The organism is Haloferax sp. S1W, from assembly GCF_044593955.1.
In the GTDB taxonomy this organism is placed as follows: domain Archaea; phylum Halobacteriota; class Halobacteria; order Halobacteriales; family Haloferacaceae; genus Haloferax.
In genome coordinates, this window is record NZ_CP172595.1 from 2,574,305 (window position 1) to 2,598,983 (window position 24,679).

Annotated in this window: 15 protein-coding genes, 2 tRNA genes and 3 rRNA genes; 14 read left to right on the forward strand and 6 right to left on the reverse strand. The window is 61.2% G+C overall.

From position 1 onward, the window contains the following. The first annotated feature begins 8 nt into the window (after positions 1 to 8). On the forward strand, positions 9 to 1,154 hold the full coding sequence (locus tag ACH9L7_RS13530) for an NAD(P)/FAD-dependent oxidoreductase (protein WP_396611223.1): 1,146 nt from the start codon (positions 9 to 11) through the stop codon (positions 1,152 to 1,154). Positions 1,155 to 1,174: 20 nt separating this feature from the next. On the opposite strand, the gene ACH9L7_RS13535 is transcribed toward ACH9L7_RS13530, so the two are convergent. Next, entirely contained in the window at positions 1,175 to 1,441 is a 267-nt protein-coding gene (locus ACH9L7_RS13535) for a hypothetical protein (RefSeq protein ID WP_396611224.1), read from the reverse strand. Between the two features lie 57 nt (positions 1,442 to 1,498). Between ACH9L7_RS13535 and ACH9L7_RS13540 the strand changes: the two genes are divergently transcribed. The 5 genes from ACH9L7_RS13540 (at position 1,499) to ACH9L7_RS13560 (ending at position 9,340) form a co-directional block, all read left to right on the forward strand. Beyond that, complete coding sequence (locus ACH9L7_RS13540; protein ID WP_396611225.1) at positions 1,499 to 1,705, forward strand: hypothetical protein; 207 nt, start codon at positions 1,499 to 1,501, stop codon at positions 1,703 to 1,705. Between the two features lie 131 nt (positions 1,706 to 1,836). Continuing rightward, positions 1,837 to 3,336, forward strand: coding sequence for a phenylalanine--tRNA ligase subunit alpha (locus ACH9L7_RS13545; protein WP_396611226.1), 1,500 nt, complete (start codon positions 1,837 to 1,839; stop codon positions 3,334 to 3,336). Next, a complete protein-coding gene (pheT, locus tag ACH9L7_RS13550; RefSeq protein WP_396611227.1) occupies positions 3,336 to 5,099 on the forward strand; it encodes a phenylalanine--tRNA ligase subunit beta in 1,764 nt (587 codons plus the stop codon). The genes ACH9L7_RS13545 and pheT overlap by 1 nt, the downstream gene beginning before the upstream one ends. Before the next feature lie 244 nt (positions 5,100 to 5,343). Further along, positions 5,344 to 6,549, forward strand: coding sequence for a trans-sulfuration enzyme family protein (locus tag ACH9L7_RS13555; protein WP_396611228.1), 1,206 nt, complete (start codon positions 5,344 to 5,346; stop codon positions 6,547 to 6,549). A 133-nt stretch (positions 6,550 to 6,682) separates the two neighbouring features. Continuing rightward, the gene (locus ACH9L7_RS13560) at positions 6,683 to 9,340 is read left to right on the forward strand and encodes a valine--tRNA ligase (protein WP_396611229.1); all 2,658 of its coding nucleotides are present in this window, start codon (positions 6,683 to 6,685) and stop codon (positions 9,338 to 9,340) included. Between the two features lie 57 nt (positions 9,341 to 9,397). Here the strand turns inward: ACH9L7_RS13560 and ACH9L7_RS13565 are convergent, their stop codons facing one another. From ACH9L7_RS13565 to ACH9L7_RS13575, 3 genes are all read right to left on the reverse strand, one after another. Continuing rightward, a complete protein-coding gene (locus ACH9L7_RS13565) occupies positions 9,398 to 10,684 on the reverse strand; it encodes a DUF6498-containing protein (protein ID WP_396611230.1) in 1,287 nt (428 codons plus the stop codon). Positions 10,685 to 10,751: 67 nt separating this feature from the next. Next, positions 10,752 to 11,807 (reverse strand): quinone-dependent dihydroorotate dehydrogenase, encoded by a 1,056-nt coding sequence (locus ACH9L7_RS13570; RefSeq protein WP_396611231.1) that lies wholly within the window; start codon positions 11,805 to 11,807, stop codon positions 10,752 to 10,754. A 63-nt stretch (positions 11,808 to 11,870) separates the two neighbouring features. Next, positions 11,871 to 12,068: a hypothetical protein gene (locus ACH9L7_RS13575; RefSeq protein WP_004059056.1), complete on the reverse strand. Its 198-nt coding sequence runs from the start codon at positions 12,066 to 12,068 to the stop codon at positions 11,871 to 11,873. 239 nt (positions 12,069 to 12,307) lie between these two features. On the opposite strand from ACH9L7_RS13575, the gene ACH9L7_RS13580 reads away from it, so the two are divergent. The 7 genes from ACH9L7_RS13580 (at position 12,308) to ACH9L7_RS13610 (ending at position 19,394) form a co-directional block, all read left to right on the forward strand. Beyond that, positions 12,308 to 12,622 (forward strand): non-histone chromosomal MC1 family protein, encoded by a 315-nt coding sequence (locus ACH9L7_RS13580; protein WP_396611232.1) that lies wholly within the window; start codon positions 12,308 to 12,310, stop codon positions 12,620 to 12,622. A gap of 816 nt (positions 12,623 to 13,438) precedes the next feature. Beyond that, positions 13,439 to 14,911, forward strand: a 16S ribosomal RNA gene (locus ACH9L7_RS13585). A 94-nt stretch (positions 14,912 to 15,005) separates the two neighbouring features. Beyond that, a tRNA-Ala gene (locus ACH9L7_RS13590) sits at positions 15,006 to 15,077 on the forward strand. 216 nt (positions 15,078 to 15,293) lie between these two features. After that, positions 15,294 to 18,206: ribosomal RNA gene (locus tag ACH9L7_RS13595) — 23S ribosomal RNA — on the forward strand. 108 nt (positions 18,207 to 18,314) lie between these two features. Then, a 5S ribosomal RNA gene (gene rrf, locus ACH9L7_RS13600) occupies positions 18,315 to 18,436 on the forward strand. Together the 16S, 23S and 5S rRNA genes with 2 tRNA genes alongside form the textbook arrangement of a ribosomal RNA operon. A 246-nt stretch (positions 18,437 to 18,682) precedes the next feature. After that, positions 18,683 to 18,758 (forward strand) — tRNA-Cys (locus tag ACH9L7_RS13605). Between the two features lie 183 nt (positions 18,759 to 18,941). Then, a complete protein-coding gene (locus ACH9L7_RS13610; protein ID WP_396611233.1) occupies positions 18,942 to 19,394 on the forward strand; it encodes an ester cyclase in 453 nt (150 codons plus the stop codon). A gap of 34 nt (positions 19,395 to 19,428) precedes the next feature. Here the strand turns inward: ACH9L7_RS13610 and ACH9L7_RS13615 are convergent, their stop codons facing one another. After that, positions 19,429 to 23,193, reverse strand: coding sequence for a tetratricopeptide repeat protein (locus tag ACH9L7_RS13615; RefSeq protein WP_396611234.1), 3,765 nt, complete (start codon positions 23,191 to 23,193; stop codon positions 19,429 to 19,431). Between the two features lie 204 nt (positions 23,194 to 23,397). On the opposite strand from ACH9L7_RS13615, the gene ACH9L7_RS13620 reads away from it, so the two are divergent. Next, entirely contained in the window at positions 23,398 to 24,252 is an 855-nt protein-coding gene (locus ACH9L7_RS13620; RefSeq protein WP_396611235.1) for a hypothetical protein, read from the forward strand. Positions 24,253 to 24,267: 15 nt separating this feature from the next. Here ACH9L7_RS13620 and ACH9L7_RS13625 read toward each other — a convergent pair whose 3' ends face one another. Beyond that, entirely contained in the window at positions 24,268 to 24,489 is a 222-nt protein-coding gene (locus tag ACH9L7_RS13625) for a hypothetical protein (protein ID WP_396611236.1), read from the reverse strand. Positions 24,490 to 24,679 lie beyond the last annotated feature (190 nt).

The following is a 24,679-nucleotide window of genomic DNA, read 5'->3' on the forward strand; positions in this document are numbered from 1 at the left end:
AGACCACCATGCACGTTCTCATCGTCGGCGGCGGCGTCACCGGACTGGCGTCTGCGCACGCCCTCGTCGAACGCGGTGCCGAGGTCACCGTCTGCGAAGCAGGGACACTCGGCGGCGGCAGCACGGGCCGGGCGGCGGGCGGCATCCGAACGCAGTTCTCGACGCGGGTGAACGTGGACCTCTCGCTCGCGAGTATCCCCGTCTGGGAGTCGTTCGCCGACGAGTTCGGCGTCGACATCGACTACCGACGGCCGGGGTATCTTTTCCTCGCGCGAACTGACGAGACGGCCGCGGCATTCCGCGATAACGTCGAAATGCAGAACGACGCGGGCGCGCCGAGTCGCTTACTCGACCCCGAAGAAGCACGCGAGTACGTCCCCGAACTCCGGGCCGACGAGTTCGTCGCGGCCACCTACTCGCCCGCGGACGGCATCGCCGACCCGCACTCCGCAGTACAGGGATTCGCGGACGCAGTCCGCTCCGGGGGTGCGGATATCCGAACGAAGACGCCCGTGACGGACCTCACTTACGACGGCGAGGTGTGGTCCGTCGAGACGCCCGACGAGACTATCGAGGCCGATGCGGTGGTGAACGCGGCGGGCGCGTGGGCGACCCGCATCGCCGCGCTCGTTGATGTCGACCTGCCAATCGCGCCGCGCCGCCGACAGATTGCGGTCGTCGAACCCGAGGGCGACCTGCCCGAAGACGCACCGCTGACTATCGACCTCGACACGGGGTCGTACTTCCGCCCGGAGCGCGAGGGAACCGCCATCGTCGGCGGGCACTTCTCGGAATCGGACCCGGACGTCGACCCCGACAGATTCGACGAGTCGATGGACGTGGACTGGGCAGTCGAAGCGACCGAACGGGCCGACGACTGTGCGGCCTACTTCGGGCCGGAGACGCGCATTCGAAACGGGTGGGCTGGCCTGTACGCCGTGACGCCTGACCACCATGCGATTCTGGACGAAGTCGAACCGGGGTTCGTCGTCGCGGCCGGTTTTTCGGGCCACGGGTTCCAGCACGCACCTGCGACGGGGGAGGCGGTGGCCGACATGTGTCTCGGCGAGGACGCCAGCGAGGTGGACGTGTCGGCGCTATCGCTCGACCGATTCGAGTCGGGCGAGACGCTCACGGAACAGAACGTCGCCTAAGAGACTGTCAGAAACCCGTCTCAGCCGCTCATGTTGACGACGGCGCGGAGTTCGCCGAGAGTGCGGACGGGGTCAGCCACGTCGCGCGACGCGAGGACCTTGAACTGACCGCGCTCTTCGACGACGCGGTAGGTTAGTTCGCCGTCATCGAACTCGTATGATGGCTTCGACTGGACGAGCACGGCCTCAACGTCATCCCTGTCGTCGGGTCGGTTCGGCGGTTTGACGATGAGTGACGCTTCTTCTCCGAGCCGAATCGTCTGCAAATCAGCAGCCAAATCTCGCATTCGTCTTTCACCCGTGGGTTGGCCGCCGATATGAAAGTACCCTATCAGCTCCAGTAGATGAGAGCGGCCGTGTGGCACACGCCCGGTTCAGTGCAGGCTGGCGGCACCAGCGTCGGTCGTGACACCATCTCCCACGATTCCGGAACCGTTTTGAGGGAACGCGGCTACCTCGCAGATATGACAACCGAACCTGTCTGTGATGGTGCCTGCGCCACTCGCGAACCGACCACCGGTGGGTTCGGCTTCTTCTTTCTGACCGCCTGAGGTCGGCGGACTTCGCTCGGGCGTGACCACGCCCGGCGGACGAAACCGACCCCACCGGTCAGACTCGCCAGACCGGCGAGGCTTCGAAACTGCTAACCGACTCCCAGACGGCTAACGCCACAACGAATCAGATGCGACTTCCGGAATCACAGGTCGCGGTGTTGAACGCCGCGAGCGCCACAGACGAACGGACGATAGAACAGCTAGCGGAGGCGACGGACCTGAAACCAGAGACGGTGACGGGTGCGGTCTTCGACCTCCGCGACGATGGTCTCGTCTCTGTCTCAGAGACCGTCGAAGAAGATGTCGAACTCACCGACGAGGGCGTCGAGTACGCCGAAGACGGCCTTCCAGAGGTCCGCCTCTACCACGCCGCCATGGACGTTGGCGGCGGCGACGCGGTCCAGATGGGACAGGTCATCGGTGCCTCCTCCCTCGGCGGTCCGCAGGTGGACATCGCGTTGTCGAACTTCGCACGGAAGGGCTACGGCCACATCGACTCGGGCGAACTCGTGCCCGACGTGGACGCCGACCCCGACGCTGACGACGAGGCGGCCGCACTCTCGGCCCTCGTCGCGGGCGAGGTAGTCGACGCTGACGTACTCGACCAACTCGAATCGCGGAATCTCGTGGTTCGCCGCGAGCGAACCATCCGCGCTGTCACCCTTACCGACGAGGGTGTGACGTCGCTGATGGAGGGCGTCGAGGCGGCCGAGACGGTCGACCGCCTCACCCCCGAGATGCTCACCTCCGGTGAGTGGGAAGACGTGGAGTTCACCGAATACAACGTCGAAGCCGACGCACCCGAGGTTCGCGGCGGTAAGAAACACATCCTCCGGCAGACCGCAGACCGCGTGAAGGACGTACTTGTCGGTATGGGATTCTCCGAGATGGAAGGCCCGCACGCCGACGCCGACTTCTGGATTAACGACTGTCTGTTCATGCCGCAGGACCACCCGGCGCGCACCCACTGGGACCGCTTCGCCCTCGACGTGCCACCGATGGAGGATATCCCCGAGGACCTTATCGACCGCGTTCGCTCGTCCCACCTCGACGGCGTCGGCGACGACGGCGACGGCTACCACTCGCCGTGGTCCGAGGACTTCGCCCGCGCTATCGCGCTTCGCGGCCACACCACGTCGCTGTCGATGCGCTACCTCTCGGGACACGAAGTCGGCGAGTTAGAACCGCCGCAGCGGTACTTCTCGGTCGAGAAGGTCTACCGCAACGACACGCTCGACCCGACGCACCTGCTCGAATTCTACCAAATTGAGGGCTGGGTGATGGCCGAAGACCTCTCGGTGCGCGACCTGATGGGCACCTTCGAGGAATTCTACTCTCACTTCGGCATCACGGACATCCAGTTCAAACCGCACTACAACCCCTACACGGAGCCGTCGTTCGAACTGTTCGGCCGCCATCCAGAGACGAACGAACTCATCGAAATCGGGAACTCCGGTATGTTCCGCGAGGAGGTGCTTCGCCCCCTCGGCGTCGAGTGCGACGTGATGGCGTGGGGCCTCGCGCTGGAGCGTCTCTTGATGCTCATGTACGGGTTCGACGACATCCGAGACGTTCACGGAACGCTGTGTGACCTTGACCTGCTCCGCGAGACGGAGGTACTCCGATAATGCCTGTCGTAGACGTTCAACCAGACGAACTGCGCCGCCTGACCGGCCACGAAGAGAAGTCCGACGAGGAGTTCAAAGACGACCTGTTCGCGCTCGGCCTCGAATTCGAGGGCGTGACCGAGGACGGGGCCTTCCAACTGGAGTTCGGCCCGGACCGACTCGACCGTCTCTCGGTCGAAGGCGTCGCCCGGTCGCTTCGCTACCAGTACGGCGACGCCCGCGGCGTTTCCGTCCCGAAGACGAACGACCCCGACTGGACCATCGTCGTCGACGAATCTGTCCCCGAGGAGCGCCCCTACGTCACCGGTGCCGTCGTCCGTGGAGTTGACCTCGACGACGCCGCACTCGACTCGCTCATCCAGTTACAGGAGAAACTCCACGCGACGATGGGTCGCAAGCGCGCCAAGGGAGCTATCGGCATCCACGACCTGACGATGCTGAAAGGCGACGTGCTCTCTGCGCAGTCGACCGGCAACTCAATCACGTACACGGGAATCGAGCCTGACGGCGACACCTTCGTCGCACTCGACTCCGACGAGGAACTCACGCCCGCCGAGGTGCTCGAACAGCACGACACGGGTCGGAAGTACGCCGACCTCGTCTCCGAGTACGAGCGCTATCCGGCCATCTACGACGAAATCGGCCTCTTTTCGTTCCCGCCGGTCATCAACGGCCGCCGGACCGAGGTGTCGACCGAGTCGCGCGACCTGTTCGTCGAACTCACCGGCACGGACCAGTGGACCATCGACCGGATGTGCAACATCATCTGCTACGCGTTGGCCGCCCGCGGGGCGACTATCGAGGACATCGAAGTCCAGTACGACGAGGGAACCGTCGTCCGCCCCGACTTCGAAGTCGAGACGAAGCGCGTCAGCCACGACCGCATCGAGACGGTCCTCGGCGTCGAATTAGAGATGGACGAGGTCATCGACCTCTTCGAGCGTTCCGGTCTGGACGCGAACGCCGAGTTAGGGGAAGAGACGGTGTACGAGGTCTCCATTCCGCCGTATCGCGTCGACGTGCTTCACCCACTCGACCTCGTGGACGACGTGGGACGCGCCTACGGGTTCAACGAACTCGAACCGCGCTACCCCGACGTTGGCACGGTCGGCCAGCGCCACGAGCGCTCCCGCCTCGAAGACGCTGCTCGGACCGCGCTCGTCGGTCTCGGATTCGAGGACCTGCTCAACTTCCACATGATTTCGGAGGAAGAGAACTACGAGCGCATGGGTATCGAACCCGGCTCCGACGTTCCCGCGAGCGAAGCGAGTGGGAACTCGCCGGGACGCAGTTCCGGCGGTGTCCTCGGCGGCGGTGAACCCACCTCCATCACCGAACCCTACAGCGAGGACTACACCATGCTCCGGACGTGGGTGCTGCCCTCGCTGACGATGGTTCTGGAGAACAACACTCACCGCGCGTACCCGCAGGATCTCGCCGAAATCGGCCACGTGGCCCACCGCGACGACGACGAGAACACCCGGGTCTCCGAGGCCCGCCACGTCGCCGCCGTCCTCGCCCGCCACGACGCGACCTATGAGGACGCGAAAGCTCGTCTCGCCACCCTTTGCAGCGACTTCGGTGTCGAACTGGAGACGCCCGCGACCGAACACCCGTCGTTCATCCCCGGCCGCACTGCTGCGGTCGTCATCGACGGCGAGGAAGTCGGTGTCGTCGGCGAAATCCACCCGAAGGTCATCGTCGAACACGACCTCGAACTCCCGGTCGCCGGATTCGAATTCGACCTGTCGGCGTTGCAGTAAGCGCTTTCGGCGCTTCTTTTTGGTCCAGATTTGTGCGCGAGGAGCGAAGCGAGTCGCAGAACCGTGGTTCGTCCCTCGTTCGACCACTGTCACCCCGCCATATTGCGGGCGGCCGCCGCGCAGCAATCCTCTCCGGTCACCTCTGGATAACTTCCAGTAATTTTCAATTTCTGCTCATTCCTTTTGTGCATTTCCAGTATGGGCGATAGAAACCTTTAGGATGTAACCTCTCTCGGGTAATCCTATGAACAATTATGAATTACATCCCGAGACGTTGGCGGTGACATACGGCGAGCGTGGGCAGGCCCCTGCACCCGGTATCGAGGACGTTGTTGTTCCCCTGCATCTGTCGTCGACGTATTCGATTCCCGATGTGGACCCGGACGCAGACCTGGAGACGCTTGACCCTGACGCGGGCGAGTACCTCTACTCGCGCCTGTCGAACCCGACGCGCAACGCGCTGGAACACCGGCTTGCGGCCCTCGAAGGTGGGGAGCACGCGCTCGCGTTCGTCTCCGGCACGGCGGCTATCGCGGCGACGATGACGGCGGTCATCCACCCCGGCGACCACATCGTCGCGTTCGAAGACCTCTACGGCGGCACGAAGACGATGCTGACTCGCCTGTTCGACGAGCGTCTCGACGTGGACGTGACCTTCGTCGATGCGACAGACGCGTCGAACGTCGAGGCCGCGATGCGCGACGACACGCGTCTCATCTGGATGGAGACGCCGTCGAACCCGCTTATGCACCTTTGTGACATCGAAGCTATCGCGGCTATCGCCGACGAGTGGGGTGCCGTCTTCGGCGTGGACAACACCTTCCTCAGTCCGTACTTCCAGAACCCGCTTGCGCTCGGTGCCGACATCGTCGTCCACAGCACGACGAAGTTCCTCAACGGTCATTCCGACTCCATCGGCGGTGCCGTCGTCACCAACCGCGACGATATCATGGACGAACTCGCGTTTCTCCAGCGCGTCGGCATGGGGTCGATGCTCTCGCCGTTCGACTCGTATCTGAACCTCCGCGGCATCAAGACGCTCCCGCTGCGGATGCGGCAGCACGAGGAGAACGCGATGCAGATTGCGGAGTTCCTCCAGTCGCACGACGCCGTCACACGCGTCCTCTACCCGGGTCTCGAATCGCACCCGCAACACGACCTCGCGGCCCGCCAGCAGTCCGGCTTTGGCGGCGTGCTCTCGTTCGAACTCGACACCGACCTCGACGGCACGGCCGAGTTCCTCGGTCACCTCGACGAATTCCCGCTTGCAGTCAGCCTCGGTGGCGTCGAGAGCCTCATCGAGCACCCGGCGACGATGACTCACTCCCCGCTGTCGCAAACCGAACGTGACCGTCTCGGCATCTCTGATTCGTTCCTCCGCATGTCCGTCGGCGTCGAACACGTCGACGACCTGCGTTCCGACCTCGAATCGGCGCTCTCGACCGTCTAAGGTCTGTTTCGACTGTCTCACCCTCCACGCTGGCCCCGCTTTTCACCCGCTGTGCTTTCTGGTCGCATTCGGTCTCCTCGGCACTCTAACCGAGTTGTTTAACAGTCCGCCCGGTGGTAGGTACGCCAACGCAATGCCGAGCGGAGAATACGACCCGGAAACCGTCGAGGCGAACTGGCAAGAGAGGTGGGTCGACGAAGACCTGTACGCGTACCCGGAGCGCGCGGTAGACCCCGACACTGTCTTCTCCATCGACACGCCGCCGCCGACGGTATCCGGAAGCCTGCACTGGGGCCACGTCTACGGTTCCATCCTTCAGGACTTCGTTGCCCGATTCAACCGGATGCGCGGCAAGGAGGTCTTCTACCCGTTCGGATACGACGACAACGGCATCGCGTCAGAGCTTCTGACCGAAGACGAACTCGGAATCAAACACCAGGACTACGAGCGCCGCGAGTTCCAGGACCTCTGTCGCGAAGTCACCTCGAAGTACGAAGCGGAGTTCACCGAAAAGATGCAGCGCATCGGTATCTCCATCGACTGGGACCAGACGTACCAGACTATCTCGCCGGAGGTCCAGCGCGTCTCGCAACTGTCGTTCGTCGACCTGTACGAACAGGACCGACAGTACCGCCAGCGTGCCCCGGCTATCTGGTGTCCCGAGTGTGAGACGGCCATCTCGCAGGTCGAGACCGAAGACGACGAGCAAGGCTCGCACTTCCACGACATCGAGTTCGGTATCGTGGACTCCGAGGAGTCGTTCGTCATCTCGACGACGCGACCCGAACTCCTGCCCGCGTGTGTCTCGGTGTTCGTCCACCCCGACGACGACGAGAACCAACACCTCGTCGGCAAGGAGGCTGAGGTCCCGATTTTCGGCCAGCAGGTGCCTATCCTCGAAGACGACCGCGTCGACCTCGAAACCGGGACGGGCCTCGTCATGTGCTGTACCTTCGGCGACCAGACCGACATCGAGTGGTATCAGGCACACGACCTGCCGCTCCGCATCGCCATCGACGAGTCCGGCACGATGACCGACGTTGCGGGCGAGTACACCGGTCTGGCGGCGGACGAGGCACGCGAGGAAATCGTTTCCGACCTCGAAGACGAGGGTGCACTGCTCGACAAGCGCGCCATCACGCACACGGTCAACGTCCACGAACGCTGTGGCACGAGCGTCGAGTTCCTCGTCAAGGACCAGTGGTACATCAAACTGCTCGACAAGCGCGAGGAGTACCTCGAAGCGGGCGAAGATATGGACTGGTACCCCGAGAAGATGTTCACGCGGTACAAAAACTGGATTGAGGGCCTCCAGTGGGACTGGGCGATCTCCCGTCAGCGCTCGTCGGGCATCCCGTTCCCGGTCTGGTACTGCGGCGAGTGCGAACACGTCGTCGTCGCCGACCGCGAAGACCTGCCGGTCGACCCGCTTTCTGACGACCCGCCGGTCGACTCCTGTCCTGAGTGCGGTCACGACGAGTTCGTCCCCGAGGACGACGTGTTCGACACGTGGGCGACGTCCTCTCTGACGCCCCTCATCAACGCCGGGTGGGACTGGAACCCCGAGACGGAGGAGATGGAACTCGAACGGCCCGAACTCTATCCGTTCGACATGCGCCCGCAGGGCCACGACATCATCTCCTTTTGGCTGTTCCACACGGTCGTCAAGTGCTACGAGCACACCGGCGAGGTGCCGTTCGACAGTGTGATGATAAACGGGATGGTCCTCGACGAAAACCGCGAGAAGATGTCGAAGTCGGTCGGAAACATCGTCTCGCCCGACGAAGTTCTGGACAAATTCCCGGTCGACGCCGCCCGCTACTGGGCCGCCGGGAGCGCCGTCGGCGACGACCTGCCGTACCAGGAAAAGGGTCTCGTCGCAGGCGAGAAGCTGATGCGGAAGCTCTGGAACGCGTCGAAACTCGTCGAGAGCCTGACCGAGGACGCGCCCGCGGAGTTCGACCACGACGAGTTGAAGGCCATCGACCGCTGGTTGCTCGCGTCGCTCGACCGCGAAATCGAGTTCGTCACCGAGAAACTCGACAACCGCGAGTTCTCGAAGGCCCGCGACCGAGTCCGGAGTTTCTTCTGGCACACGTTCTGTGACGACTACCTCGAAATCGCCAAGCAGCGACTCCGCGACACCGCCGAGGATACCTCGGCGAGCAGCCAGACGTGGTCTGGCGATGGCGACGACCCCTCGGCGGCCTACACGCTCCAGACCGCCCACCAGCGGTTCGTCCGCCTGTTCGCGCCCATCCTCGCGCACATCACCGAGGAACTCTGGCACGACATGTACGACGGAGAGAGTGTCCACGTGCAGTCGTGGCCCGAACCGCTCGGTCTCGACGCCGACGTCGAGGCTGGCGAGACTGCCATGGCTGTCGTCGGCGCGCTTCGCAAGTACAAGAGCGACGCCCAGCTTTCGATGAACGCCGATATCGACGACGTCGAAGTCTACGGCAACATCGACGGCTTCGAAGACGACATCAGCGGTGTGATGCACGTCGAGACGCTCACCTCGACCGACGAGGAACCGCCTATCGAGTCTGTCATTTCGGGTATCGACCTCGATTACTCCATCGTCGGCCCCGAGTACGGGAGCAAAGTGCCGGACATCGAAGCGGCGCTCGCGCAGGACGACTACGAACTCGTCGACGACGAACTCCACGTCGCGGGCGTCGAACTCGGCCCCGACGCCTTCGAGGTCAACGAAGAGCGCACCTACTCCGGCGAGGGTGAGTTCGTCGAGACCGAGGGCGCGCTCGTCATCGTGAAGAACGATAACTAAGCGCTCGCGCTCTGCTTTTTCGACCGTTTGCGGTCCGACGACCGCGCCATCGCGCCATCAGTCGCACGGCTTCGACTGTCGCGGCAGCATCCGTTCGGCACCGAGCATCTCGACTATCGTCTCAGCATCTTCGACGTGGGGAACGACCAGCGGATGGTTCGCGTTCGCGTCGTCGCCGTTGATTTCCTCTGGGTCCGGAATCGTGAAGTGCACGTCGGGTCCTGTCTCTACATTCGTGTCGAACTGCACCGTCTCGGTGCCGAACAGTCGGTCGACGGCGTCCGAACGAACGGTGATGCCGGTGATTGCGTCGCGTTCGAGTCGTCCCTGTGGTTCGTCCAACACCTCGTCGTAGACGACGAGGACGTCGTCATAACAGCGGTATTCGACCGTTCCGTACGTGAGATACCGAGTGGTCGCTCTGACCGCGGCGAACATCCCGGCGAGCGCGAGACACGCGAGAGCCAACGACTCCACTCCGAAGACGGTCATCGCCACAGCAGCGGCGTAGCACCAGAGCACGCCGCTCGAAAGTGTGTATCGAATGCTTCGGTAGACAGCGTCGGCGATGGCCGGTACGCGTCCGGGTCGGTCGCGGTGTACTGGTGGCACCTCTGGGACTTCGACCGGAACTGGCTCGATTTCGGTTTCTTCGCTTCCGTACAGTCGGTAGAATATGCTCCGTTCGTCCTCGTCGCGTTCGACCTGAAGCGTTCGGAGGTCGTACAGGAGTTTTCCCGCGGCGACGACAGCGACGAGGGCCGCCCCACCGACCGACTCCACGAGCGGTGCGGCGAAGAAAATGAGCGCCGCGATTGCGAAGAGTAGCTTGAAGGGAGCGAGCACCACCGACCGCGCGGAGTGGTCGCGGTAGCCCTCGTTCACGAAGTACTGCGTCCCCGTTTCGACGCCGCGCGCGACGAACACGCCCAGTCCACCGAGGAGGATTCGACCGGTCGTCTCGTCGGTGATGACGGGGTCTACGAACCCGAATACCATGAACGCCACCACCAGTTCGAGTGGCGCGAGCAGGAAGACCGTCACGAGCAAAACCGGGACGTTTCGGGGGTAAAACGGCGGGAACGGCCCCGGAACCGAGAGGCCGCCTCGTTTGGCCTGTAGCGGACCGAGTAACCGACTGTCCTCGCCCATGGCGTTGTTCGGGCGCTTGGCCGCAAACGGGATTTTCGCACCTGCCCAGAACAGGGCGGCCGCGACTTCGGTGACGAACACGCCGAAGAGAACCGTCGGGGACCATCCGAGCAACAGGACACCAACCGGAACGACCGCGTTAGACGCAAGGACCGCGAGCGCTCCGGAGTCGTGAGGGGAGGGACGTCGCACAATCGGTCAACCGAATGAGGGGAAAAACAGACTTCGGTTCGCCCGCGGCGGCTCTGCCGTGGCCGACTTACAGGTCGACGCCGACCGCGTCGTCGATGGAGTCGAAGCCGTCGCGTTCGAGGTGTTCGATTAGTCCGCGGTTGATGTCGCGCGCGATAGACGGACCCTCGTAGACGAGGCCCGTGTAGAGTTGGACCATCGAGGCTCCCGCGCGAATCTTCTGGTACGCCCCGTCCGCATCGGAGACGCCGCCGACGCCGACGATTGGTACGTCGGTGCGCTCGGCGATGAACCGAATCAGGTCGGTGGCGTGTCCTTCGATTGGCTTGCCCGAGAGACCGCCACGTTCGGCCTGATTGGGGTTCTCGAGCGAGTCGGGTCGGGTCGTCGTGGTGTTGCTCGCGATGATACCGTCGAGCGAAAGGTCGTCGACGACTTCCAATGCGTCTTCGATAGCGGGGTCCGGAAGGTCGGGCGAGAGTTTCACGAGCAGCGGGTCGGCACCCGCGTCCACGAGCGTCCCGAGAATCGCTTCGAGGGAGTCGCGGTTCTGGAGGTCGCGGAAGCCCTCGCTGTTGGGACACGAGACGTTGACGACGACGTAGTCGGAGCCGTCGGCAACGCGCTCGTAGGTGTACAGGTAGTCCTCGGGCGCGTCTTCGGTTGGGGTCACCTCGGAGAGTGCGAGGTTCACGCCGACCGGGATGTCCGCGCGCGGACCGGCTTGCAGTCGGCGACCGACCACGTCCGCGCCGTCGTTGTTGAGTCCCATGCGGTTGATGATTGCCTCGTCTTCGGGGAGGCGGAACATCCGCGGGCGCGGGTTGCCGGACTGTGGCTTCGCGGTGACGCCGCCGACTTCGACGTGTCCGAAACCGAGCGCGCCCAGAACTGTCGGTACTTCGGCGTTCTTGTCGAATCCGGCGGCGACGCCGACCGGGTTAGGGAAATCGAGCCCGAACGCGGTCGTTTCGAGGCGCGGGTCCTCGACGCGGAACTGCCGTTCGAGGAGTGATTCGACGGGTGTTCCACGAACGGCACGCAGCAGTCCGTGGATTGTCCCGTGAGCGGTCTCGGGCGGGAGCGAAAAGAGGAGCGGTTTGGCGAGGTAGTAAGGATTCATGCCTGTGGTACGGGCGGGTCGCTGGGAACACTGCTTCGCAGAACGGTCACGGTTTTCCCGTCCTCAGAAGTCGTGTTCGACCTGCTCTGGGTCTGCCTTCTGGATGATAATTTTCCCATCTCGGACGCGAACGAATACCTCGTCGCCGATTTCCATGCCAGCGACCGCGAGTTCATCCTCGTGGAGGTTGACGTGGACGTTGTGGTACTCGCCGTTCTCGTCTTTAGCGCCACTCGGACTGAGCTTCTTTTTCCGGACCATCTGGGGGTCTATCCGTTGGTTCGCCACAGGGAATACATAAGTGTTGTCTCCGTCACTCATCCTGCGGCCAAATCTACCCGTCGAGTGGGGGGTGTGTTCCGATATTTCTTACCGGATTGATACCTCCGAATCGACCTCGCTCCTCGGCGGAGTATATAAGCATGGCCCCGTCGTCGGTCGAAAATCGGCGATATATTTATCTTGTGCCATGTGGTTGATTGCCATAGAGGTGGAAAATCATGGTACGCGAGGACGGTAAGCGGAACTTTGTGCTCCGAGAGGAGGACGGTACAGAGACGAGTGTCTTTTCGGGAAGTATGCCGAGACAGGCAGCGCTCAAAGCAGCGCGTCGGCTTGACCCGAAGGATTCCGAAGATAATGCAGAGGCGAACGCGACAGAAATTCGCCTCCGTGAGAAGGGAACCGACAAGGTTCACATCTTCGACGCATGGGCGTGGACGAGCAACGCCCCCGGTGACAAACCGGACTGGATGGAAGGCGAGATTACGAAAGGGAACGTCTCGAAGAAGGGCATCGAGCACCTCGACGAGTAGTCGGTCGGTTCCTCAGTAGTCGGTCTGATTTTTCTTTCATCACTCGCGTACGCGTGCGTGCACAGATTTCCGCCCAGTGTACACCTACCCATCACGCCCAGCACGCTCACGCGCACGCACTCTACTCTCGTCGCGTCCACTCATCAGTTGTAGTCGATACGCCTTTGAGTGCGGCCCCGCCAGTTCTGCCTACGCGACCAACACCCGGTCAGACCGTACGTGCGATGCGAGGGATGACCGACCGGCCTCCAGTCGCGTGATATCTGTGACGTGTGAGCGACTGCGCTATCGTTTATGGTCTTTCACGGCATGAAACCGCATGACGATGTGCCATCGGTTCGACGGCCTTTTATGTAACCGTGCCATTCGGACTAATGCGAAGAAGCGCACGGGGGTACGCCCCCCGACGGCTTCACTTTCGAACGCCCACGACCCAAAGGCCGTCAGGCACATACCGGGTGACACACACTCCCGGGCTGCCAACGATACGATGGCCTTAAGTGGTCCAAGGCATTTCGGAAGAATGCGAACGACACACCGCGATTGCGGGGCGATTCAACGCGTCCCGCCTCACCGGCTTTGACCGACCGAGGTTCGACGGGTTTATACCCCCGAACATCGTTGGTTCAAATCCGAAGGAAATGAGGATTCCGCCCCTGCGGTACGCCGCAAGACGGTATCTGATGTTAGCCCTAGTAGTTCGGTGACATCCGAACGGATGTCGCACGAACTCGGACCTTTGAACGGTGATTTGACAGCATATCGCTGCCATTCACCCGCCAAAACCCCGCGACCAGGTTTAAATGGTCGCGACCCATTCCGGTTGATCCTGCCGGAGGTCATTGCTATTGGGGTCCGATTTAGCCATGCTAGTTGCACGAGTTTAGACTCGTGGCGAAAAGCTCAGTAACACGTGGTCAAACTACCCTACGAAGACCCATAACCTCGGGAAACTGAGGCTAATAGGTCATAGGAGAGTCACGCTGGAATGCCGACTCTCCCAAACGCTCAGGCGTCGTAGGATGTGGCTGCGGCCGATTAGGTAGACGGTGGGGTAACGGCCCACCGTGCCGATAATCGGTACGGGTTGTGAGAGCAAGAGCCCGGAGACGGAATCTGAGACAAGATTCCGGGCCCTACGGGGCGCAGCAGGCGCGAAACCTTTACACTGCACGCAAGTGCGATAAGGGGACCCCAAGTGCGAGGGCATATAGTCCTCGCTTTTTCCGACCGTAAGGTGGTCGGCGAATAAGGGCTGGGCAAGACCGGTGCCAGCCGCCGCGGTAATACCGGCAGCCCAAGTGATGACCGATATTATTGGGCCTAAAGCGTCCGTAGCCGGCCACGAAGGTTCATCGGGAAATCCGCCAGCTTAACTGGCGGGCGTCCGGTGAAAACCACGTGGCTTGGGACCGGAAGGCTCGAGGGGTACGTCCGGGGTAGGAGTGAAATCCTGTAATCCTGGACGGACCACCGATGGCGAAAGCACCTCGAGAAGACGGATCCGACGGTGAGGGACGAAAGCTAGGGTCTCGAACCGGATTAGATACCCGGGTAGTCCTAGCTGTAAACGATGCTCGCTAGGTGTGGCACAGGCTACGAGCCTGTGCTGTGCCGTAGGGAAGCCGAGAAGCGAGCCGCCTGGGAAGTACGTCCGCAAGGATGAAACTTAAAGGAATTGGCGGGGGAGCACTACAACCGGAGGAGCCTGCGGTTTAATTGGACTCAACGCCGGACATCTCACCAGCTCCGACTATAGTAATGACGGTCAGGTTGATGACCTTGCCACGACGCTATAGAGAGGAGGTGCATGGCCGCCGTCAGCTCGTACCGTGAGGCGTCCTGTTAAGTCAGGCAACGAGCGAGACCCGCACTTCTAATTGCCAGCAACAGTTTCGACTGGTTGGGTACATTAGAAGGACTGCCGCTGCTAAAGCGGAGGAAGGAACGGGCAACGGTAGGTCAGTATGCCCCGAATGAGCTGGGCTACACGCGGGCTACAATGGCCGAGACAATGGGTTGCTATCTCGAAAGAGAACGCTAATCTCCTAAACTCGGTCGTAGTTCGGATTGAGGGCTGAAACTCGCCCTCATGAAGCTGGATTCGGTAGTAATCGCATTTCAGAAGAGTGCGGTGAATACGTCCCTGCTCCTTGCACACACCGCCCGTCAAAGCACCCGAGTGAGGTCCGGATGAGGCCACCACACGGTGGTCGAATCTGGGCTTCGCAAGGGGGCTTAAGTCGTAACAAGGTAGCCGTAGGGGAATCTGCGGCTGGATCACCTCCTAACGACCGAGACCACCCCGACGGGGTGGCTCAACGCTGATTTCCGAGTTTACACGACACCCGTTCGGACACCTTAGAACTACTAGGGCTGACACGGGCCCATAGCTCAGTGGTAGAGTGCCTCCTTTGCAAGGAGGATGCCCAGGGTTCGAATCCCTGTGGGTCCATGGTAAGCGATGTTCAACACACGTTGAATCGCTCCCCTTAAGTGTGGGACGACGATACGATGTGATGGACATTGACGACTGATGCACCAACCCGCGCAAGCGCGGTTGGGAAGGGTCGAATACACGCCTCGGAGATCACCGAGGGTGTATGATGAAACCGTGTGTACGTGCAATCCAGGCGTCCACTGGACCCGTTCTCCGGGTCACAGTGACTATATCAACTGGCTACTGTGCCAGCTGGTGGATAGCTCGGCTCGAGAGCCGATGACGGACGTGCCAAGCTGCGATAAGCCTCAGGGACCCGCATGGAGGGAAAGAACTGAGGATCTCCGAATGGGAATCCCCACGCAATTGCCTTGCGCAATGGGGAACGTTCCGAATTGAAACATCTTAGTAGGAACAGGAAAAGAAAGCAATCCGCGATGTCGTTAGTAACGGCGAGTAAACGCGATACAGTCCAAACCGAAGCCTTCGGGCAATGTGGTGTACGGACTACCCAACACGGACCTGGACCTTACGTGAAGTCTTCTGGAATGGAGCGTGATACAGGGTGAAAACCCCGTAACGTAAGCGAAAGGTCCCGGGGTTGTTCCAGAATAGCGGGGGTTGGATATCCCTCGTGAATTACGCAGGCATCAACTGCGAAGACTAAACACTCCTCGAGACCGATAGCGAACAAGTAGCGTGAGCGAACGCTGAAAAGCACCCCGAAAAGGGCGGTGCAATAGGGCTTGAAATCAGTTGGCGATAGAGCGACGTAGCATACAAGGTCGATTGACGAATGAACTGGGAGCGATCCCGTAGTAAGACTCAATCGAAGCCGATGTTACGTCGTACGTTTTGAAAAACGAACCATGGAGTGCATCTGACTGGCGAGTCTAAGGAGTGAACCTCCGGAGGCATAGGGAAACCGATACGGCCGCAGTCTTTGACCAGGGCCACCGTCTTCAAGGGCGGGGAGCCAACCGGATGCGACCCGAAACCAAGTGATCTACGCCGGAGCAGGGTGAAGCGTGGCGAAAGCTGCGTGGAGGCCCGTTAGAGTTGGTGTCCTACAATACCCTCTCGTGACTCTGGTGTAGGGGTGAAAGGCCCATCGAACTTGGCAACAGCTGGTTCCAACCGAAACATGTCGAAGCATGACCTCTGATGAGATAGTTCGTGAGGTAGAGCGACCGATTGGGAGTCCGGACTCCGAGAGGAGTTCGCCTCCCTGTCAAACTCCGAACTTACGAACGTCGTCGATTCAGGGAGTCCGGTGTGCGGGGTAAGCTTGTGCACCGTGAGGGAGACAACCCAGAGCTAGGTTAAGGACCCAAAGTGTGGATTAAGTGCGATTGAAGATTGTCTCGAGCCCTAAACAGCCGGGAGGTGAGCTTAGAAGCAGCTACCCTCTAAGAAAAGCGTAACAGCTTACCGGCCGAGGTTCGAGGCGTCTAAAATGATCGGGGCTCAAATCCACCTCCGAGACCTGGCAGCGCCCGCAAGGGCGATCTCGTAGGTTGGCATACTGTTTGGGTGGAAGCACGGGTGAGAACTCGTGTGGACCGAGCAGCAACGAAAATCATGGTCTCAGTAGCAGCGAGAGTCGGGTGTGAACCCCGACGGCCTTACGCGCAAGGGTTCCTCGGCACTGTCAATCAGCCGAGGGTTAGTCGATCCTAAGTCTATCCGTAATTCGAAATAGATGAAAGGGAAACTGGTTAATATTCCAGTACCTTCTTGCAGTGAAAGTCGACGCTTTAGGAAACACCGAGCGGGGCCTTCGCCCCGTCGAATCACCGAATTCCGTGGAAGCCGTAATGGCACGAAGCGGACGAATGGTGAGATAGGGAAACTCGGCGGTACCTAGAGCCCGTGAAAAGACAAGCAAGAAGCTCGTACCGAGATCCGACACAGGTGCGCTGGCAGAGCAAGCCAAGGCCTGTCGGGATCAACCGACGTTAGGGAATTCGGCAAGTTAGTCCCGTAAGTTCGCGATAAGGGATGCCTGCTCTTGACCGAGCAGGTCGCAGTGACTCGGACGCTCCGACTGTCTAGTAACAACATAGGTGACCGCAAATCCGCAAGGACTCGTACGGTCACTGAATCCTGCCCAGTGCGGGTATCTGAACACCTAGTACAATAGGACGAAGGACCTGTCAACGGCGGGGGTAACTATGACCCTCTTAAGGTAGCGTAGTACCTTGCCGCTTCAGTAGCGGCTTGCATGAATGGATCAACGAGAGCGTCACTGTCCCAACGTTGGGCCCGGTGAACAGTACGTTCCAGTGCGGAGTCTGGAGACCCCCAAGGGGAAGCGAAGACCCTATAGAGCTTTACTGCAGGCTGTCGCTGAGACGTGGTCGCTAATGTGCAGCATAGGTAGGAGCCATTACACAGGTACCCGCGCCAGCGGGCCACCGAGGCACCATTGAAATACTACCCGTTAGTGACTGCGACTCTCACTCCTGGCGGAGGACACCGGTAGCCGGGCAGTTTGACTGGGGCGGTACGCGCTCGAAAAGATATCGAGCGCGCCCAAAGATTTCCTCACGCGAGTCGGAAACTCGTGGAAGAGCGCAAGAGCAAACGGAAGTCTGACAGTGACATTCCCAACGAGTGTCGCTGACGCGAAAGCGTGGTCTAGCGAACCTACGAGGTTCATTCATGGGACCCGTAGATGACAGAAAAGCTACCTTAGGGATAACAGAGTCGTCACCGGCAAGAGCACATATCGACCCGGTGGCTTGCTACCTCGATGTCGGTTCCCTCCATCCTGCCCGTGCAGAAGCGGGCAAGGGTGAGGTTGTTCGCCTATTAAAGGAGGTCGTGAGCTGGGTTTAGACCGTCGTGAGACAGGTCGGCTGCTATCTATTGGGGGTGTGAAGGAACTTGACGTGAACGTTCGTATAGTACGAGAGGAACTACGAATGGGTGCCACTGGTGTACCGGTTGTCCGAGAGGGCAGATGCCGGGCAGCTACGCACCGCAGGGTAAGAGCTGAAAGCATCTAAGCTCGAAACCTACACGGAAAAGAAGTTCCACTGAGGTCACTCGTAGAAGACGAGTTCGATAGACTCGGGGTGTACGCAACGAGGCAACGAGTTGTTAAGCCCGCGAGCACTAACAGACCAAGCCACATTCATACGCACTGAGACTCGGGAACGGGTCCAGGCGCAAACTGGATTGCACGTACATTAGTCAGACGCCAGACCGATATTGGTATGGTGACGGTTCGATTCCGTCAATCGGCCTTACGGCGGCCAGAGCGGTGAGGTTCCACCCGTACCCATCCCGAACACGGAAGTTAAGCTCACCTGCGTTCTGGTCAGTACTGGAGTGAGCGATCCTCTGGGAAATCCAGTTCGCCGCCACCATTCATACTTCAAGCCCACCGGACGCTGTCCGGTGGGCTTTCTTCATTTATAGGGTGTGTCCACACGCCCGTCATCCGCTCGTGAGCGATAGCGCTCGGTGATTCGTCAAACACCACCAGTACGCGAACGGGCAGCAAGCTGGTTTGGGTGTGCGATAGCGAGACGTGCTGTGTGAGATACCACGTGAGAGCACGTCTTCCCGTACATCGTCAAACTTAAGCACGAGACAGCGATACGATTAGGTGCGCCAAGGTGGCAGAGTCCGGCCGAACGCAGCGGCCTGCAGAGCCGCCCATCGCCGGTTCAAATCCGGCCCTTGGCTTTTCTGAAAACAACGACAGCCAGTGTCTGCTGTGAGCGTTGAATACTGGAAGTTGAGACTGTCACTCACGAGTGAACACTATTTCATGGTAATAGTTAACGCCTAACGCGTGGAATCTAGTACTTAGTACGCACCACCAGGGCGGGGGATAACCAGGGTGGTGGGTACTATGGAGAGACCAAGATGTCTTCAGCAACGTCACCGTCACCAACAGACGAGGCGAACGCACTCGTCGCTCGACGCTTCCCGGAAGAGGTAGCGACAGAGGGCAACATCGGACTAATCGACGAAATCTGTGCGGAGGATGTCGTCGACCACAGTCCACTGGGGGTCCGGCGGGGCCGCGAAGAACTGAAAGAACAGCTTACAAAACTGAACGAGGCGTTTAGTGACTTCTCGGCGACGGTCGAGGATATCGTCACGGAGGGCGACACGGTCGCCATGCGCGTGACCCTGCGCGGCACGCACGAAGGTGAGTTCATGGGCCTCGAACCGACGGGGAAGTCCTTCGAGGCGGGGAACATGGTATTCACGAGAGTCGAAGACGGACTCATCACCGAACGGTGGGTCATGCCTGATATGCTCGGGATGTTCACGCAACTCGGCATCGTCGATGTCGACTTCCCCGAGATGTAGGTTCACCGAACGAACTCATTTTTCGGCCGCCGAATCAGTTTGGGAGTTCCGTTGACTCCACTTTGTCTTCGAGGTGTGCTTCGAGTTCCGCTTCGGTATCGTCGTCGCCGAGCGACCGGGCAAGTTCGACCCCGTGGAGGGCGGTCTTCCGCGACCGAACCCCGGCATTGACGGCGGAGAAACACTCGACAGCTCGTTCGAGTTGGTCGAGCGCATCAGCATCGCGTCCGGCAGATTGGAGTGTATCAGCCAGATACGACCGAATCCGACCTTCTAAGGCCGTCGTCGGAGCGGTCTCGACCCCGGTTTCGAGATAGTCGATGCCACGGTCTATGTCACCTTCAGCGACGAGAACGAGTCCGAATGCAGCGTTCGCACGGGCGTTCGGCTCCTCGTCGTCGTGTGATGCTGCGCGGTCGAGTGCGTCGGTTGCGAGCGCTCGCGCGTTGGCGACGTCACCTTGACCGAGGTGTGCACGGGCCTGGACAGTGAGGAGTTCCGTCAACTGTGATTCGTTGTCTTCGAGGAGACTGGCTGCTTCGGCGGCGTGTTCGAGTGCGTCGTCGTACTGTTCGAGTTCGAGGAGCACTTGAGAGAAACCGTAGTGGGCGTTTCCACGAATCCACTCCAACTCGTCGTCATCGAGCGATTCGAATACGCTAGTGAATCGGTCGCTGGCAGCCTCTAGCTTGCCACGGTCTAGTTCTATCTGGCCGTAGTTTCTCAACGACGACGCGGCACCCATCTCGTCACCGATGTCACGTCGTATCTCGAGCGTGAGTCGCGTATACCGCTCTGCCTCGTCGAGCGTCCCGTCGACGAGTTCGATAATACCGAGCATCGAGAGCGTCAGTGCTTCGCCCCATCGGTAGCCCTGTTCTCGCCGAAGCTGGAGACTCTCTCGGGCGTGCTCACGTGCTTCGTCGTAATCCCCGAGCACTTGTTCTGCCCGAGCGAGGTTCGAGAGCGTGCTAGCGACTCGAACCGTATCACCGACGGAGCGCCGCAGTTCTAGTGCGCGCTCGTAGTGCGTTCTCGCCGTCTCGAACTCGCCTGACTTTCCGGCAATAGACCCGAGTGCGTTCAGCGCGTCGCTTCGTCCCACGTCATCGTCGATTCGCTCGAAGCGGTCGAGCGCCGCCATCGCCATCTCACGTGCACGGTCGAAGTTGCTGTTGTGTCGTTCGACCTCCGAGAGTCCGGCGTAGCCGTCTGCTCGCACCTGGATGAGCGTCTCTTCGTCGAAGCGGTCGTCTTCGTAGTCGCTGAGAGACTCGAACTCGCGCAGCGCGCGGTCGAGTTCGCCGCCGTTGACGAACATGCGAGCGCGCCACCGGCGAACGTCGATACACAGGTCGTCGTCGCACGCGTTGGGAACGCGGACGCGCGAGTAGTCAGTCTCGGCGTAGAGCGGAGAGAGTCGCGGGTTGTTGACACCGAGTTCGAAGACGTTTCGGACGAGGCGGTTGCCCCACGCCCCAGGGCTGTCGGCAATCGTTCGAACGATGTCTGCGGTCCCGCCGAAGACCGATTGGACGGCTCTGCGGGCCTCAGCGTCGTCGGCGAGTGAGAAGAGGGCGGCGAGGCATCGCTCGAACCGACGGCGAGCCCGTCGTTCCGATTCGATATCGAGCAGGCGCTGGAGGAACTGCGTCGACCACGTCTCGTGGACCGTTCTGACCCGCTCGGACTCGTTGTCGCCGAACGCCGAGTAGAGGACGGACCGTTCGAGCGCGTCGAGCGCCGTTTCGACCTGTTGTTCTTCAGCGCTGGTCGACGCGAGGGCGTACGCGAGCGGCGTGTCGACACCGACGCCCGACGCGTTCAGAAGGTTGACGAGGACGCCCACATCGACACCGACTTCCTCGTCCACTGCTCGAAGGTCGTCGTAGACGCTGTCGATGTCGTCGGCGAGACTCGTCGGCCCGCTGGTGTCGCGCATCGCGGGCTCGACGTAGCGTGCGAGGCGGTGGAAAAAGAGGTACATCTCGCCGGGGGCGAGTTCGTCGTCGTCACCGGGGCGCAGTTCTTCGGGGTCGATATCGACCGCTTGGTCGACCGTCGCTTCGAAGTGGTCGACGATTCGCTCACACTCGCGTTCATCAATTGGAGGAACAGTGACCTCCTCGATGGCGTGGATGCGGTGGGATTCGAGGCGTGCAGACCCTCGGAGTTGACCGTCGCGCCACTCGTTTTCACGGCTGTCGAGGAGGAACGTCACGTGGCCGTCGTCCGCAAACTCGCGGACTAGTTCGAACACGGCGTTGGCTTCGCTCCGCGTCGCGTCTTCGACGATGACGAGTGTGTGACCGGGCGCATCCGCGAGGTACGACCCGAGGTGCGCAGTCGCGGTCAGCGGATCGCGTTCGCCGCTCTTTCGGTAGAGGACGGGTCCGAGTTCGTGTTCGTACCAGCGGCAGGCGACGGACATGCACACGGTGCTCTTTCCCGACCCGGGCGGGCCGACGACGACACGGTCGCGTCCGTCTCGAAGGTCGTCGAACAGGGTTGCCGTGACGTTCTCGCGTCCGTTCGAGACCGGACGCTCTCGGTCGAGCGCGTACCCGACGCGAACCTCTCCGAGGTCGAACCCTGCGCGCCAGCAAGCGAGCGGCGGTGAGACGCCGACGCGGTCGAAGTAGTCGGCCGACAGTCGAACGAGGCCCTGTGATTCGAGTGTCGTTGGCAGTGCGTCCCCGCGAATCCGCGATTCACCGGCGTCGCCCGAGTCGCCGTCGCAGTGGCCCGATTCGCCGTCGGCGTTCTCGGGGGTGGAGCCACCGGAGGATGTGTCGGGAGCTTCGGTGACTGCGGTTCGGGAATCGGCATTTCCGGCGGTTGTGGCTTCGGTGTCGCCAGTTTGTTTTCCTTCGGACCAGTCGCCGGTGGCTTGTCGCGCTTCGGACGCGCCGGTAGTGGGGTGTTCCGCGTCGGAAGCGTTGGTAGTGGGGTGTTCCGCGTCGGAAGCGTTGGTAGTGGGGTGTTCCGATTCGGATGCGTCGGCGTCGAGTCGTCCTTCGAGGTGGAACGGGTCCGCATCTTCCCAAATCGACTGCGTGTGGTGACGCGCCCACGTCACCGCTGCGTCGGTCGTATTGCTGACGACGCTTCGAATCTGGTCGCTGCCGTCGTAGATGATGACCGTCGAGCGGGGGGTCCCGTCGACGACAGTGTGTCCGACCGCGTAGGGTGGCACGTCGCCGACGCGGAGTTTGACCTCCGGCGTGGTCTGGACGACTTCGAGCAGTTCTGGAAACGCGCGCCAGATAGCGGTGACGACGGGTTCGGGCGCGACCAACCGACACGCACAGCCGTTTTTGAGTTCCTTCGCCAATCGCTCGACGAAAGCCCGGTTCGGAAGCCGCGGCATCACCATCGTCCCGTAGTCGGTCGCCGCGAGTTCGTCGGAGAGAAGCTCTATCGGGCGGTGCGGGGTGGTTCCGGCGGACAGTTCGATATCGGCACCCACGAACGCACGCACCGGAAGCGGGTAGTCGGACGACAGGTCGGAAAGAACCGTGTCGAGTTCGAGTACATCCCCAACGTCGTTGCGGTAGGACTCGAAGAGCGACGCCAGATATCGTCCCTTCAGCGATGTCGAATATCCGCGTTCGCCTTTGATGATGAGGCCGACACCGACGAGGTCCCGAATCGCCCTATCGACGGTGGACCGCGAGTACTGAAGTGTCTCTGTCAACTCGCGCTTGGAGTGCGGCGCAGAGTCCAGTACCCGGAGAAAGTCGAACCGGTCGGCGACGAGTTCGAGATGGTCGGCGACGTGGTCTGCGTCTGGCGTCACTGTTCTCCTCCATCGTGTTTCCAGTGCGGACGCACCCCGGCAGTCATACTGTCGGTGTTTTGGGAGAGACGTCAAAACGCTTCCCGGTTGCAACACCTGCGGCCTCACTATTCGGGGTACTAAAGTGAGACGCCGGGCGGGTCGTGGGGTGAGACACTCCGCGGAAAAGTAATCGTTATACGCCGTGTGGCCCATGCCGAAACCATGCAACGACGCGCCGCGGCTATCTCCGTCGTGTTCTTCCTGGTCATCGGTGCGGGTGCATACTCGCTCATCGCGACTGCATCAACACCGTCGATCAGTTTCGAGAACCCAGAGTACTCGCTGGCACAGGACGACGAGTTCTCCGTACCCGGCAGTGACCAGACGTACACTGTGTCGTCTATCTCCGCGGAAGTGGAGTCGGGCGGCCACGGTGGCGGCAGTACGCTCGTCCGTGAGGGCGAACTCATGTACGTGAACGAGTCTGCCCGCTTCACCGAGACGTGGGACAATGGAAGCACCGTCACACTCGATGGCACGGACTGGCGTGTCGAGGTGCCCAACGCCTCCGACCCGTCCGAAGCGACGCTTGTCGAGCTTCGCAACGACACGGCCATCTTGATGAACGACCCGAACGCCGACAACGAAACCGTCACCCGTGACGGCGAGAAGTACGTCGTCCTCAACGACTCCGAACTCGTTCCCGCCGCGGAGTACTTCCCGGCCAACGAGACCCGGACGGTCGCCGAGGGTGACTCCTTCGAGTACGACAACAACTCTGTCACCGTCGCAACCGTCGAATCGTCGGGCGTCACGCTCGAATGGTTCGGTGAGGAAGAAAACACCATCTCCGTCGGCGACGAGTCCAACGTGACTGTTGGCGGCCAGCAGTACCTCGCGTACTTCCCCGACAACAGCACGCTCGTCCTCACGACGAACTACGAGAGCTACAACCACCAGACCGAGGAAATCGAACAGTTCCACGAGACCGAAAACGGTCTGTGGGGCATCGCCATCGCGTCCTTCTCGATGGTCGTCCTCCTCATCGGTATGGCGTACCTCCCGTCGCGGTACTAACTACCTCGACCGCCGCTACCGTTTTTCGGACGCGCTCGTCACGCCGAGCCATGCGACTGCCGCGCCGATACCGATAGTCGCGAGTGCTGCTGCAACCTGTACGACTGCCATGACCGGGCCGCCCCCGGCGTAGCGCCACGGCATCCCCGCGAGCGTTCCGATGCCGACAAGCGCGACGAACGCGCCGACGGCAATCCACAGTCCACGCTCGCTTCGACGACCACGCACGCGTTTCATGGTAGCTGATACTTCAGCGTCTGAGAACAAAAGCTGGATGGCGGGACCATCGGCCGGTGACCGCCGCCACAACCCGCTCAGCACGACACGAACTCCGAGGAACGGAGACGCGAACTGGGGAGCGGAGACGCGAACTCCGGGGAGTGGAGACACAAATTCGGGCGATAAAACACTCGCGCGTGGACTCGTT

Coding starts and splice junctions, on each gene's coding strand:
- ACH9L7_RS13530 (WP_396611223.1), top strand. CDS start 9: ATGCACGTTCTCATCGTCGGCGGCGGCGTCACCGGACTGGCGTCTGCG.
- ACH9L7_RS13535 (WP_396611224.1), bottom strand. CDS start 1,441: ATGCGAGATTTGGCTGCTGATTTGCAGACGATTCGGCTCGGAGAAGAA.
- ACH9L7_RS13540 (WP_396611225.1), top strand. CDS start 1,499: ATGAGAGCGGCCGTGTGGCACACGCCCGGTTCAGTGCAGGCTGGCGGC.
- ACH9L7_RS13545 (WP_396611226.1), top strand. CDS start 1,837: ATGCGACTTCCGGAATCACAGGTCGCGGTGTTGAACGCCGCGAGCGCC.
- pheT (WP_396611227.1), top strand. CDS start 3,336: ATGCCTGTCGTAGACGTTCAACCAGACGAACTGCGCCGCCTGACCGGC.
- ACH9L7_RS13555 (WP_396611228.1), top strand. CDS start 5,344: ATGAACAATTATGAATTACATCCCGAGACGTTGGCGGTGACATACGGC.
- ACH9L7_RS13560 (WP_396611229.1), top strand. CDS start 6,683: ATGCCGAGCGGAGAATACGACCCGGAAACCGTCGAGGCGAACTGGCAA.
- ACH9L7_RS13570 (WP_396611231.1), bottom strand. CDS start 11,807: ATGAATCCTTACTACCTCGCCAAACCGCTCCTCTTTTCGCTCCCGCCC.
- ACH9L7_RS13575 (WP_004059056.1), bottom strand. CDS start 12,068: ATGGTCCGGAAAAAGAAGCTCAGTCCGAGTGGCGCTAAAGACGAGAAC.
- ACH9L7_RS13580 (WP_396611232.1), top strand. CDS start 12,308: ATGGTACGCGAGGACGGTAAGCGGAACTTTGTGCTCCGAGAGGAGGAC.
- ACH9L7_RS13610 (WP_396611233.1), top strand. CDS start 18,942: ATGTCTTCAGCAACGTCACCGTCACCAACAGACGAGGCGAACGCACTC.
- ACH9L7_RS13620 (WP_396611235.1), top strand. CDS start 23,398: ATGCAACGACGCGCCGCGGCTATCTCCGTCGTGTTCTTCCTGGTCATC.
- ACH9L7_RS13625 (WP_396611236.1), bottom strand. CDS start 24,489: ATGAAACGCGTGCGTGGTCGTCGAAGCGAGCGTGGACTGTGGATTGCC.